Source organism: Furfurilactobacillus curtus, from assembly GCF_054657915.1.
Window position 1 is genome coordinate 961445 of the sequence record NZ_BAAHXU010000001.1, and the last position, 13826, is coordinate 975270.

Consider the following 13826-nt stretch of genomic DNA (forward strand, 5'->3'; position numbering starts at 1 on the left):
CACATTAATCGTAAAAAAGGAACCAGCAGGCAAAGCTTGCTGGTTCCTTTTTTGAAAAGATCTTTAATTAATGTTGGTGCGCTTGGGTAATTTGCTGACCAAATTCCGTTTCATCAAAATGATCAATGACCTGTTCCAGGTCTGCTTTTGACAAACTAGCTCCGAATAGTTCGCTTCCTGGTTCCGTCATAATGCCATCGGCTAGCTGATAATGGATTACCGTATCAAACCCCATAACCTGAACAAAGTCAGCCACTTCATCAACAGCTTTACGCTGGCCCCCAGTTACGAATAGTGCTTTGCGTTTTGGGTCACCTAGCGGGCGAGCGTCGTCTTGAAGATTGTGATAGCCCATGTGATTAAATGTTTTGACGATCGTACTCTTATTGAAATAAGCCTGGACTTGCTCGCTAGAAGTAGACGACGGATCGAGGACTTCTTCCCGAATACCATCAGTTTCCCACCAATAATTCATCGCATCAATTACAAGTTTATCTTTTAAAAGCTTGGGATTGATGTTCTGATAACGGCTCAGTGGAATAGCTAAAATAATCAAATCGCTCTTATTAACTACACCTTGATTAGTCGCAGCCACCGCGCCAGGCACCAATGTTTCAATCGTCAATGCGATCTTTTGAACCGATCCAGAACCGGAGATCCGTACATTATAACCGGCAGCGAGTGCCAATTGCGCTAAGGTGATGCCAACCTTTCCGGCACCTAAGATACCAACCGTTTTAATTTCAGCCATGATCACTTATCCTCCGCCAACAGTTCTTTAACCCGTGGAATCACCTTGGTCGCATAAAGTTCAATCATGCGTTCACGTTGAGCAGCTGTCTGATTGCCAGCGCCATAAACTAAGTCAAAGCGTCCCAAATCGAGCAGTTTAATGGTCCGCGCCATACGCTGGGCGACGTGTTCTGGATTACCCACATAAAATGAACCAACTTGAGTTTCATTATCAAATTGTTCACGGCTCATTGGTGCCCATCCCCGGGTCAAACCAATCCGGTCAAAGTTCGCCTTGATGTTTTTCCAGGCCACATCGACGGCCTCATCTTCATCATCCGCAATAAAACCGTGTGAATGAACAGCAACTGGCTGAACTGGTTGATGGAACTGCTCGGCTGCCTTCTTGTAAAGGTCGACATAAGGCGCGAATCGATCCGCTTGGCCACCGATAATCGCAATAATTACCTTGTAACCATATTTAGCTGTTCGGATAATTGATTCCGGTGAACCACCAATACCGATATAGGTCTCTAGCCCATCATAGTCCGTTTTTGGATAGACATCTTGATCCTTAAGCGATTCGGTAAACTTACCAGACCAGGTCACTGGTTTTTCTTTAATGAGTTGATCATACAAAGCTAACTTTTCATTGAACAAATCGTCATAGTCTTTTAGATCATAACCAAACAACGGGAAAGATTCCGTGAACGAACCTCGTCCCAACATCACTTGGGCCCGGCCGGCTGATAAACCTTCCAATGTCGCAAAACGTTCATACACGCGAACCGGATCATCAGAACTCAACACTGTCACTGCAGTAGCCAACTTAATGTGATTAGTCACTGCGGCGATTGCGCCTAAGACAATCTCTGGGCTCGACACACTGTAGTCCGGTCGATGGTGTTCACCAACGCCAATTACATCAATTCCCAACTTGTCAGCAAGCTCGCCTTCCTTAACGATTTGCCGAATGGATTCACCCGCGGTTAACAAGCTGCCATCTTCTTTAGCAACGATGTCCCCAAAGGTTTCAACCCCGAATTGTAATTTATTTACGTCTACCATAACCGATCCTCCCATTACTTACTTTTTGTAAGTGAATAACGTTAGAATACGTCATCTTATTAAAAAAAGCAATCCTTCTAGTCAAAAATAAAACCGTCAAAAGCAAGACATCAGTCGACAAGCGGCATTGCTTGGCTAATATCCGGCTCATGGCGGTTTAGTTTGGAAATGATGATTACCTAAAAATCTTCTGAAGATCCTTCCTTGGCCTCAACATTCTTTTTATTACGCCATAACCGAACGTAATACAGTAACGTTAGTAAGACCAAGACGACGATCCCGACTGATACTGAAAGACGCGTATCCGGATTCAAAAACATGAACACTAAAATAATTAACAACGCGGCAATCGTAAAGTAGTTTGAAAATGGATACCACGGCATCTTAAACGGATGTTCTGCCATCGCATCTGGATGAACCTTTCGAAAACGTAATTCGGCGATTAAAATAACGAACCATGGTACCATTCCTGGGAGCACACTTGAACTATAAACGATCACAAATAAGTTAGCTGACGCATGACTGTAATTTGCTAATAGTGTGTTCAACGTCAAGCCAATAAAAATTCCGGCCGAAATGGCTAAAGTCGCACGGCGTGGCACATAATGACGCGATAACTTGCTGAAGCCCCGCCAAGTTTCATCGTCATGACCTAATTTATATAACATTCGACTTGAGCTATAGATACCTGAATTAGCCCCTGACATTGCGGCGGTCAAGACCACAAAGTTAATGATACCAGCCGCTCCGGCAATGCCGACTTTCGAGAATGTTTCCACAAATGGTGAACCTAAAGCCGACAACTGGTTCCACGGAAAAATGGTTACGATGACAAAAATAGCTCCAACGTAGAAAATTAAAATTCGCCAAACGATTGATTTAACGGCCGCAACAATCGCGTGTTTCGGATTGGCTGCTTCACCAGCGGTAATTCCGAGTAACTCAATTCCTTGATATGAGCCAACGACTACTGACATTGCAAAGATGAAGCCTTTAACACCACCGGTAAAGAAACCACCATGAGCCCACAGATTACTTAGCCCAATCGCATGCCAGTGGTTACCTAGGCCAAAGAAAATAACTAAAATCCCGATCACAATCATAATAATAATGGTAACGACTTTAATCATGGCAAAATAAAATTCCAACGTGCCATACGCGCGTGCCGAGGCTAAATTAGCCAATGTTAGCATAATAATCACTACCACGCCGGCCAACCACTGCGGTACATTTGGCCACCAATAACTTAGATATTGACCAACGGCGATTACTTCACTAATACCAACAACCACGAATTGGAATACGTTACTCCACTTGGTCAAGTAACCGACAACAGGATGAATATAATGACTAGCATAATCAGCAAACGAACCCGTCGTTGGATTAACGTAAATCATTTCACCTAACGCTCGCATCACTAAGTACAATAAAAATCCTACGAAAGCATATGCAAGTAAAACTGATGGCCCTGTCCACTTGATGGTGGCGGTAGAGCCTAAAAATAGACCGACACCAATGGTGCCTCCTAGCGCAATCATTTGCATTTGGTTTGACGTTAATGAACGTTTTAACGTTGGCTCTACCGTTTTTTTATCCATAAGCTGCTCTCCTCTGGGACCTGTCTTTGTTAAGAGAAAAATAAAACGGCCAACCCTGCCACCTTTTCAGGTGTCGTGGTTGGCCGTTTTATCATGCAACGCGTGCATCACAAAACCCCCAACCACCAGACTGTGGTTGAGGAGGATGTTGTGCTGCTGATTGCGGCGTTGTGGTTGATTTCATTATTTAATTTCATCATGACAACGCCTCCCGTTTTGTTTGATTATTAAAATACTACTTATCAAATTCTAATGCAAGGACTTTTTTATCAGAGTGTGAGCCAGACTGGGTGAGACCGAGCAACAACAGAAAATCACGGACGGGTGGGTTTCACCCGGTAGTGATTGCTGGTTGTGCACAGGGCTCAGGTCTGGCGAGCACGTTTACACCAGAGTGTGAGCCAGACCGGGTGAGGCCGAGCAACAACGGACAATCACAATTGGGCATTGTTGGCCCGGTTGTGGTTGTTGGTTGTGCACAGGGCTCAAGTCTGGCGAGCACGTTTACACCAGAGTGTGAGCCAGACCGGGTGAGGCCGAGCAACAACTGGAAATCACGGACGGGTGGGTTTCACCCGGTAGTGATTGCTGGTTGTGCACAGGGCTCAAGTCTGGCGAGCACGTTTACGTAGGAGCATAAGCTCAAGCATGGTTTTAACCATCAACCAAGTCTAGCTAATCTTCTTCGATGCAATCGGTCCGCGATAATTTGAACGACGACTGTTGCTATCGGCGTCAACACTCCGATTTCTGGCAGAACAAAGATACCCGCAATGGCGATAATATCCCATAGACCATTGCCAATTAGCATGTACCGACCGCCCTGACGCTGCGTAAAGGCGGCTAATCCAGGAACGTCCTGATTATCACGACTCAGTAAGTATGCCATCAACTGAGCAGACAATAGCCAAATGATATTTTCAACAATATAAACCAGTTCAGCACCCCAGTATTGTGGAAAACGGCCGACAAAGGAGGTTGTCACCGGCAGAAATGATAGAAAGAACAACCAAATACTGATGCCAATGAAACCCGGTAACTTCACTCGTTTAATCGTTAAAAACATGCCGTGCTGCACATACCAGCTAAACATCACTAGAATAAACGTCATCAAGTATGAGAAAGCCATCCGCCACTCACTAAAAAACACCTGTAGACTAGGCTTATTTGGCACATGAATTTCCAAAATCAATACCGTTAACACGATGGCAATAATTGCATCGATAAATGCCTCAACACGACTCTTGTTCATTATTGTCCCCCATGATTCACATAATATGATTATTATGCCTCAACAGGGAATCAATTTAACAAATAACATCACGCGATTTTACACCTGATCGACAATTTAATTCTCAGCATCTGAGTACAAGTAGGCCTTCATTTCGTATGGCCGCAAGGTCTGCCCAGCATCTTGACCATAGTTATCAATTAGAACGGTCGCATTCCCAGGATGATCATAATTACGGGTCAATGTATCAGTCGTGAAGTTACTTTCAACAAGTAAAGTCTGCCCATCTAGGTGCCGACGATAAGCATAAACTTGCGGATCTTCTTCATCCAATGGTTCAAATGAACCATAGCGGATGATGGCATATTGATGCCGTAACTGGATTAATTTTTGGTAGAAATAAAAGACAGAATCTTGTTTAGCTAAGGCTGTCGCGACATTAATTTGGACGTAATTTTGATTTAAGCCAAACCATGGTGTCGCGTCAGAAAAACCAGCGTTTTGGCTCGCATCCCATTGCATCGGGGTTCTGGCGTTATCGCGTGAAATATTTTCCAAGTATTTCAACATATGGGTGGCATCTGTTGCCCGTTCTTCATCAACAATTTGATGATAACCGTTAATCGATTCTAAATCCTCATATTGGGTTAACTCGGTAAAGTGCGCATTAGTCATCCCGATTTCTTCGCCTTCGTACACGTACGGCGTACCTTGCAGGAAATGTAGCGTCCCCCCTAACATCTTGGCTGCTGCCACTCGATATTTTGGATCATCCGTTGCAAATCGTGATACAGCCCGTGGTTGATCATGATTGTTCCAGTATAGACTGTTCCACCCTTTGCCATCTAAATCCATTTCCCAATGATTCAACGCATGTTTCAAGTCAACTAATTTCACTGACTGATCATTCCATTTGCCCAACCGCGCATCTGGATTAGCTGCCAAGGTCACATGTTCGAATTGGAAGACCATATTCAGTTCGGAACCGTTTAAATTGGCATAATTGACGACATCTGCTGGCACCGAACTTGGCATTTCGCCGACAGTCATGACATCGTAGTGGCTGAGCACTTCACGATTCATTTCCTGTAAATAATCATTTAACAATGGCCCATCAGCCACCATCGGTTCCACATTCCCATACTTAGCACCGGTGGGTTGTGGCGCATCTGGGAGGCCAGCCGGTTTTGAAATAAAGTTAATGACATCCATCCGAAACCCATCAACGCCTTTATCTAGCCAAAAGCGCATCAAGTCGTAGACATGCTCACGAACAGCAGGATTTTCCCAATTCAGATCAGGCTGTCCTGGTGCAAACAAATGTAAGTAATACTGGCCTCGCTCTGGAACATAGGTCCACGCTGGCCCACCAAAGTATGATCCCCAATTATTTGGTTCATGTCCATCTACTGGATCACGCCAAATATAGAAATCACTAAATGGATTGTCTTGTGATTGCTTACTAGCTTGAAACCACTTGTGCTGATCAGAGGTATGGTTGACCACCAGATCCATCATCAGCTTTAAGCCATGTTCATGAATGTCGGCCAATAATTGATCAAAATCAGTCATCGTCCCAAAGACCGGTTGAATCGCCTCATAGTCAGCGATGTCATAGCCATTATCTTTATCCGGCGATTTGTAAATTGGATTTAACCACAGCACATCAACGCCGAGTTTCTGTAAATAATCTAGCCGACTGCGAATGCCATTTAAATCACCAATTCCGTCATGGTTGCTATCTTGAAAGCTTCGCGGATAGATTTGATAAACGACTGAATCTTGAAACCACTGATGCGTGGCAACTTTTTGTTGAATCATGATGTTCCTCCTCAATTTCTGCCAAAAATAACATTAATTATTGATTGCGCTCGTTTTGTCTGATAAGACCGGATGAATGACGCTCACGGCTAAAACGCCTAATAGTAAGGCCACGCCACCAACAAAAATCATGGCTGGCATTGATTTACCAACGAATGGGAATAATGCAAAGCTGGCTACCGAGGCGATGATCTGTGGCAAACAAATGCCGCAATTGAACAACCCCATATAGGCGCCTTCATTAGTTCCATCTAACGCTTCGGTGAAGAGTGAGAAAGCCTGGGTTTGCATCGTTAAATAACTGATCCCAATCAAGCAAAACGGCAAAATGAGTAACCATTGACTATGAATCATAAAGACGGCGATGAACCCTACACCACCCATACCTAATCCAATCCGGTACCAAAGTTTCCGCTGATTGGGGCGTGTTCTAGATAGGATCAACATCCCCCAAACAACGGCTGCAATGGATTGCACACAGGTTAAAATTCCATACCAGTTACCAGCTGCCTGATAGCCGGCAGAGGTTGGATCGCTCGTATGCCAAACATTCGCTGCAATCGCACCGGTACTATAGGTCCACAAGTATTGGAACGCAAACCAAGCAAATAATTGCACAAACGAGACTTCCCAAAATGCTTTAGGCGCCTTTTTGACGAGTGACCAGAGGCTTGGCTGCTTAGTTTTTAACTGATTCTCGTTCATCTGATGATAACGCGCATAAGTTGTTGGTTCGTATTCTTTCACTGACAAAATGGTGTACAAAGACGTTAACAATAAGACTGCCGCGCCAATGTAAAAGGCCCATTTGACAGTAGCTGGTACTTGGCCTTTCGGGGCAATATTGGCCACCCCGAAAATCGTCAACACGAAGGGAGCGATCGTCGCAACCACTCCGCCTAAGTTGGAAAATGATTGTTGCCAAGACCAAGCCAAATCCTTTTGATCTTCATTCACCATATCACCAATAATCATCTTAAAGGGTTGCATACAGACGTTTGAAGATAAATCCATAAACAAGATCGTGAAAGCGCCAAATAGTAAGGCCGCCAATGAGCCGTAGCCAAATCCAAACGAACCTGCATTGGGCAATAAAATCATGACGATGGCCGCAATCGGTGCTCCAATTAACAAGTACGGCATCCGTCGCCCAAATCGATTCCACGTGCGGTCCGAATACTTCCCGATCAGCGGTTGTACAACCATACCAGCCAATGGTGGCAGGATAAAGAAAAATCCTAATTTGGTTGGGTCAGCGCCGATCGTTTGAAAAATGCGTCCCATTTGTGAGGACTGTAGTGAAAATGCCATGTTGACGCCAAAAAAGCCAAACGTCATCGCAAACACCTTTGCTAAACTGAGCCGCGGTAATTCGTGGGTCGCCGGGATCTCACCCGTAGTTGCTTCCTGAGTGGCATTAAGTGCCATGTTAGATTCCTCCAATCGACTTCATCAAGCCGTTAATCTAAATTTGAGTAAACGTTTACGTAAACTAAAATACCATCTTATGAAACCGGTTACAATACCATTTTGAAAGAAACACAAACGTTTGTGTAAAATCTATAAAAGTATAGACCAATATGTTACACTGACGGTAATCATTTAACAGATTGGGAGGATCCATGCATGAGTGTCACCATTAAAGACGTCGCCGCCGCCGCGGGCGTTTCCATTGCCACTGTTTCCCGCGTCTTAGCACACAAAGATCGTTTTTATTCGCCGGCGACGGCCGAAAAAATCATGACCGTCGCTCGTGATTTAGGCTATCAGAAAAATTCTGCTGCAGTGGAACTCGTCACTCAAAAAAGCCAAGTCCTCGGGGTAATCGTCTCCAGCACCCAAACAAACTTTGCCGATCAAATCATTGCCGGTATTCAAGATACGGCTTTTGCTCGTGACTTGAGCGTCATTATCTTATACGCCGGTGTCAATGATGATCGCTTGCAACAAAAGGCGATTCAAACCGTCATCGAACGCTCGGTACGGGGAATCCTAATCTTAGCCTTGGAATTAAACGACGCTAATCGCCAACTCTTAGACCAAACACCGATTCCTCATGTCTTCTTGAGCACTACCTCTGGCCATGAACAAGATGCTTTCGTTGCTTCTGATGATTTTAAAATTGGTCAACGGGCCACCGAATATCTAATCAACAAGGGCCATACTCGTATTGGTTTAGCTGCCGTGGAAGCAACCTCCTATGTCGGTCAAAAACGCCTAGCCGGTTATCGGAACGCCATGGCTAATCACCAATTGCCCATTGAGTCAGAATGGATTCAAGCAGGCCATTTCACTTATGCTGACGGACTTGTGGCAATGCGCCAATGGGGGCCTACACCGCCCATTGACGCGGTTGTTGCCATGAGTGACTTGGCCGCCGTCGGTGTACTCAACCAGGCCACGGATTTTCATTTAAACATCCCCAATCAGCTTGCCATTGTCAGCATTGATGGAACTGATTTGGTCAAGTGGGTTCGGCCACAATTGACCAGCATTACCCAAGCCTTTTACGATATGGGGGTAGCTGGCGTTAATTTATTGCTGAATACTGATACGCAACCACCTGCAGCTCAATTACTGCCCTTTAAATTAGATGAACGCGCCAGTAGTTAAGCAATGAGCGATACATCAGTCAAGTGGTTAATGTTTCGTGCTTAGGCTAATTAAATTGGAAGTGAAATTTAGCTTCTAGTTTTGCCTCATCGCTAAAAATGGGATCTAAGTCATCTGGCTTAGGTCCCATTTTTAGTCTAGGCAAAATTGTAATTTTTCGATCAAAATTGTAATTATTTCTACATCTAATCCGCCACAGCTTCACTAATTTGGTTGCGCCCTTGTCCTTTTGAACGATATAACATTTGATCTGCGCGTCCATACAAATCATCTGGCGACAAGTCCTTTGATTCCAAATGTGCAATGCCCATAGAAATCGTGATATCAATAGTTGATCCGGACTCCAGCACAAATTCATGTTGTAAAATTACTTGACGAATCTCAGCTGCCAATTTTCTAACTTGAGCTTGACTCAGCTGTGAAATGATAACCTCGAACTCTTCCCCACCAACTCGATAAGCTGAAACCGTCGTAAACTCAGCACAAGTCGCCTCGAACAATTCACCGAGCTCTTTTAACAATCGGTTGCCAACAAGGTGCCCATACTGATCGTTCAACTGTTTGAAATGGTCAACATCAATTGCCAATAAACTAAGTGGCATCTCATTTCTCCGATTATTCAAAAACACATGGCGATAATCATGTGTAAATGTTTGAACATTTTTCAATTCAGTAATAGGATCCGTTGTCGCCCGATAACGTAATAAATTTAATCGCATTTGATCACTTGAAATCCGGGTAATTGCGATACTGAGCCCCAGACTCAGGATGACAAATGCAATGATATTAAAAACTAAATCGCTTTTTGTTAAAACGAGTGCGACCTTTGGCCAAAAAATATAGAGTGATAACCACAAGGCAATATTAAAAAGATTGAGACTAAGGGTCCAGGCAACAACACCCCAGTGACGCCGTTCGATAAACATCGTCAACCAACTGGCCAGAATAAAGCAAGCGATCACTGCGATCATGTAGTCTACGCTATCCATGTTTAATGTGTCGAACATTGCGTGTCCAACTACGGCACTGGCGACGATAAAGGTGCTAGCCCGAGTGCCTAAAAACATCACAACATAGAATAGTAATAAAATCCTAAAATTAATAAAAGCAAACTGGTTGTTAATCTGCTGTGATAAGTACTCAAAGTAAATACCAAAAGCAGAAAAATATATAACCCCCAATAAATGCAACTGCAATGTCTGCCCAATTCGTAATGACCAATCATGCTGTTGCTCCAGTGTAACGACTAAATTAATAATCAGCTGAAACGTTAAGACTAGTCCCAAAACAAAAAAGACGCCGGTAAACATCGACGGTACCAGCCAAAGCTTTGCTGTCATGAGCGCTCTCCTGACTGTTTATTCTCTTGGTCTGCAGCTTGCTTAATTGCCGCTTGCGCCACCAAATTTAAATAATTAAACGGATAATCGTACTGTGGCTGAAACAGCATATCCACATAGGCCAGGTCATCAATTGTATTTTGATTTTGAATGATAACAGAAATTGTATTAGCCGATTGCGCAACTTCATGAGGACTAAAAAGTTGAGCCCCCAAAACGCGTCTCGAAACAAGGTCATACACTAACACAATGGTTAGAGGCGCGGTGTCTGGCATATAGTCTGGACGATACAGCCCCTCGTAAGTGACTGAGCGAGCGTTAAATCCAGCTGTCAGTGCCCGTTTTAGCGTTAGTCCCGTCGTAGCTAAGGTATCGCCAAAAACGCTCATCGCTGATGTTGCTTGCGTGCCCAAATATTTTTGTACTGAACCAAAAACATTGCGCCCTGCTAGCATTCCTTGACGAATCGCGTTTGTCGCGAGGGGAATGTAGGCCGTTGCAGCAGTTGGATTATATTTGACCACGCAGACATCTCCGGCGGCATAAATATTGGGATCAGAGGTCTGCAAATAATCGTCAATTAGGATCGCGCCATTGTGTGCCAACGCAACCTGACCTCGCAGTAGTTCAGAATTGGGCACAAACCCCGTGCAGACAATCACTAGATCCGCTTGGTGCTGTCCGATCGACGTTTCAATCGTGACTTGCTGACCATCTTCGCCGTAAAAGGCCAACACACGCTCATTAAGGCAGATGTTTACACCGGCTTGCTGCAAACGATCAACGACTACCGCCGACAGTGCTTCATCCACATAGTTGTTTAATAACTGATTTGGTCCCTGAATTAAGGTTACTTCATGTTCTGTTGTCGCATAACTCTCTGCCAGTTCAACGCCTACATACCCGCCACCCACAATCGTAATGTGATGCTGAATTTGAGCAGTTTGATAAATGGCCTGAGCTTGGGCGTAATCTTTACACAACAACACTTGTTCTTCATCGATCCCGAATAATGGGGGTACCGCCACTGAAGAGCCAGTGGCCATAATTAGTTTGTCATAATGATCCATGAAAATGGCTTTTGTCTGCAAATTCTCAACACTAATTTGCCGAGCTTCCTTATCGATTTGGAGAACGTCATGTTGTAAATTCACGGTAGCGCCCAACGCACGTAATTCAGCTGGGCTACTATAAAACATGTCTTCAAGATGTTTAACCTGTCCACTTAAATACAGCGAAATCCCACAAGATAAAAAAGAAACGTTATCATGACGTTCGTAGACCGTCACGCTTGCATCAGGATGTTCAGTTAAAATCTGTGTGATGGCAGCAATTCCGGCATGTGTACAGCCAATTACAATAATTTTCATTTTCAATCTCCAATTTTACTGCGGATCAGCCGGTGCTAATTTAAGAATATGGGGGCGGCCATAATAATATCCTTGCCGTAGAGCAATCCCTAAATCATCCACTAATTGGGCTTCTTGGGCGGTTTCGATCCCTTCCAAAATAAATCGGCAATGGCGCTGGATGGCCAACTGATGCCAAGTCTTAACTTGATTTTGAACCCTCACGTCCGTTAACGGAATGGTCAAATTTTGCAAAGCAAATTTCAGTTCCGACGCCAAAGGTAATAATGGTTCAACCTGCTTTCGTTGGTTGATGCCGCTGCCTACATCATCAAGTGATAATTCGATACCACGGACTAACAGTTTATTCAGCTGAGCCATTAGTTGGTCCAGCGAAATATCATCGTCGCCGGGTTCTTCTGTTAATTCGATTGTTAATCGCAATGGTCGCAATTGATCTTGGGCCGTAATAACAGCATCAACAATCGCAGGATTCAGTAATTGCGTGCGATTAAGATTAATGGATACTGTCCCAATTTTCAACGCCAGCTTCTGTGTGGTCCGAATTAATGTATCCGCAATCACGGTAGCTGGGATATCGGCAAAAAATCGTGGTGGCCGCCATTGTTGGTTTTCGAAGTGCTTCATCAGCAGTTCGTAACCAAATATCGTGTTAGTGGCACCATTAACTTGTGGTTGAATAAAATATCGGTGCATCAGTAACTCCCTGCTTTTATGACATGCTGTGCTAACGACTCGTTTCTAGGAATTCTCTGATTTGTGAGCCAGCTGTTGGCGTTTGGGGCTTACCCAAGTGCCAGACCCCAAACCCATGATTGTTTTTACAGCGGGTACAAACGTTGTAATCACAGTTAGCGGATTTACCAGCCAATAAAACAGCATATATAATGGCACAAATAATAGGTATTTCAATTTAGCGCCACTGTGATCCACAGATTAATGCTGTAATTAACTGAAATAAACCCGCAATCAATTCAAAACCAATAAAAATACCAGCTAACAAGAACAAATTAACTACTTGTGATCGGTCACCACGCCCCAAGGCCACCGTAAGTTGTCCAACAAAGGCAATCGTTGACCCAACAAAGAAAAACGACCAAATAACTGATAACGTTGAATCGATAAACATTGAAAACTGATAACGATGTTGTATCGGATGCCGCAAGAAACTTGGTAAATTGGTTAACCAGACTTCGGTTCCACCTTGTGCCCAACGTTTGCGCTGTTTAAAAAGGTCTCCGATAGTTTCTGGAACGTTCATATGAAAAATAATTTCAGGGGCAAAACGCGGTACTGTTCCATGCTCTTGATGATCCCAAGCAATACTGATGTCTTCTGTTGCCCGATTTTGTCGAAACCCGCCGACTTCAATTAAAGTGTCTTTACGATACATCGTATTGGCGCCGCTATAAGCATACATTGAATCATTAATTGCTGACTGACTGCGCTTAATCACACCCACAATACTTGAAAATTCAACTGTTTGTGATTTACCTAATAACGTTGAGCGATTTTGAACATCCATATTTGCCGTAACAGCGGCCGTATTTAAATCCTGATCGTGAATGAAAAAATTCATATACTTCATTAGCGCATCCGGTTCAGGAATAGTATCAGCATCGTTACTTAAAATATAGTCCCCCTTAGCAAAGAACATCCCAATATTAAACGCATGTGCCTTGCCCTTGTTTTTCTCAATGTTAATGACACGTAATCGGTCATATTTTGTTTGCAATTGCGTTAAAATGGCCGCCGTTTGATCCGTCGACCCATCATTTAAGACAAGAATTTCAAATTGTTGATAATTTAATTGATCAAACAGATAAGAGATTGTATCTTTAATCATCACTTCTTCATTGTGGGCTGGAATCATGATCGTGATATAAGGTTGCTGATCCATTGATAATTCATGCCAATCTAAATCTCGTTTATTCGTCTTCAAAAAACGATAGGCCATCGCGCCCCAAAACCAAAAAAAGGCACCAATGATTGGATAAAGACATAAAATTAAAAATAAGATTTGCCAAACGTTTTCGTGCAAGCCAATTCCCCC

The 13826-nt window shown here is 43.7% G+C and carries 11 protein-coding genes; 1 reads left to right on the forward strand and 10 read right to left on the reverse strand.

Annotated elements, in window-relative coordinates; all coding sequences use genetic code 11:
• Positions 1 to 67 precede the first annotated feature (67 nt).
• The 6 genes from ACYQ0Y_RS04825 to ACYQ0Y_RS04850 form a co-directional block, all read right to left on the reverse strand.
• Positions 68 to 751 carry an NADPH-dependent F420 reductase gene (locus ACYQ0Y_RS04825; RefSeq protein ID WP_407884686.1) on the reverse strand — a complete coding sequence of 228 codons (684 nt, stop codon included), beginning with the start codon at positions 749 to 751 and terminating at the stop codon, positions 68 to 70.
• A gap of 2 nt (positions 752 to 753) precedes the next feature.
• Positions 754 to 1800 carry an LLM class flavin-dependent oxidoreductase gene (locus tag ACYQ0Y_RS04830; RefSeq protein ID WP_407884684.1) on the reverse strand — a complete coding sequence of 349 codons (1047 nt, stop codon included), beginning with the start codon at positions 1798 to 1800 and terminating at the stop codon, positions 754 to 756.
• A 179-nt stretch (positions 1801 to 1979) separates the two neighbouring features.
• A complete protein-coding gene (locus ACYQ0Y_RS04835) occupies positions 1980 to 3398 on the reverse strand; it encodes an amino acid permease (protein WP_407884682.1) in 1419 nt (472 codons plus the stop codon).
• A gap of 661 nt (positions 3399 to 4059) precedes the next feature.
• Positions 4060 to 4650 carry a TMEM175 family protein gene (locus ACYQ0Y_RS04840; protein ID WP_407884680.1) on the reverse strand — a complete coding sequence of 197 codons (591 nt, stop codon included), beginning with the start codon at positions 4648 to 4650 and terminating at the stop codon, positions 4060 to 4062.
• 96 nt (positions 4651 to 4746) lie between these two features.
• Positions 4747 to 6450, reverse strand: a complete 1704-nt coding sequence (locus ACYQ0Y_RS04845) for a glycoside hydrolase family 13 protein (RefSeq protein WP_407884678.1) — start codon at positions 6448 to 6450, stop codon at positions 4747 to 4749.
• Positions 6451 to 6483: 33 nt separating this feature from the next.
• Positions 6484 to 7878 carry an SLC45 family MFS transporter gene (locus tag ACYQ0Y_RS04850; protein ID WP_407884676.1) on the reverse strand — a complete coding sequence of 465 codons (1395 nt, stop codon included), beginning with the start codon at positions 7876 to 7878 and terminating at the stop codon, positions 6484 to 6486.
• A 198-nt stretch (positions 7879 to 8076) separates the two neighbouring features.
• On the opposite strand from ACYQ0Y_RS04850, the gene ACYQ0Y_RS04855 reads away from it, so the two are divergent.
• The gene (locus ACYQ0Y_RS04855; RefSeq protein WP_407884674.1) at positions 8077 to 9063 is read left to right on the forward strand and encodes a LacI family DNA-binding transcriptional regulator; all 987 of its coding nucleotides are present in this window, start codon (positions 8077 to 8079) and stop codon (positions 9061 to 9063) included.
• Positions 9064 to 9248: 185 nt separating this feature from the next.
• Here the strand turns inward: ACYQ0Y_RS04855 and ACYQ0Y_RS04860 are convergent, their stop codons facing one another.
• The 4 genes from ACYQ0Y_RS04860 to ACYQ0Y_RS04875 form a co-directional block, all read right to left on the reverse strand.
• Positions 9249 to 10403: a GGDEF domain-containing protein gene (locus ACYQ0Y_RS04860; RefSeq protein WP_407884672.1), complete on the reverse strand. Its 1155-nt coding sequence runs from the start codon at positions 10401 to 10403 to the stop codon at positions 9249 to 9251.
• A complete protein-coding gene (locus ACYQ0Y_RS04865; RefSeq protein WP_407884670.1) occupies positions 10400 to 11773 on the reverse strand; it encodes an FAD-dependent oxidoreductase in 1374 nt (457 codons plus the stop codon). The genes ACYQ0Y_RS04860 and ACYQ0Y_RS04865 overlap by 4 nt, the downstream gene beginning before the upstream one ends.
• 15 nt (positions 11774 to 11788) lie before the next feature.
• Positions 11789 to 12469, reverse strand: a complete 681-nt coding sequence (locus ACYQ0Y_RS04870) for an EAL domain-containing protein (protein WP_407884668.1) — start codon at positions 12467 to 12469, stop codon at positions 11789 to 11791.
• A 217-nt stretch (positions 12470 to 12686) separates the two neighbouring features.
• The gene (locus ACYQ0Y_RS04875; RefSeq protein ID WP_407884666.1) at positions 12687 to 13814 is read right to left on the reverse strand and encodes a glycosyltransferase family 2 protein; all 1128 of its coding nucleotides are present in this window, start codon (positions 13812 to 13814) and stop codon (positions 12687 to 12689) included.
• Positions 13815 to 13826 lie beyond the last annotated feature (12 nt).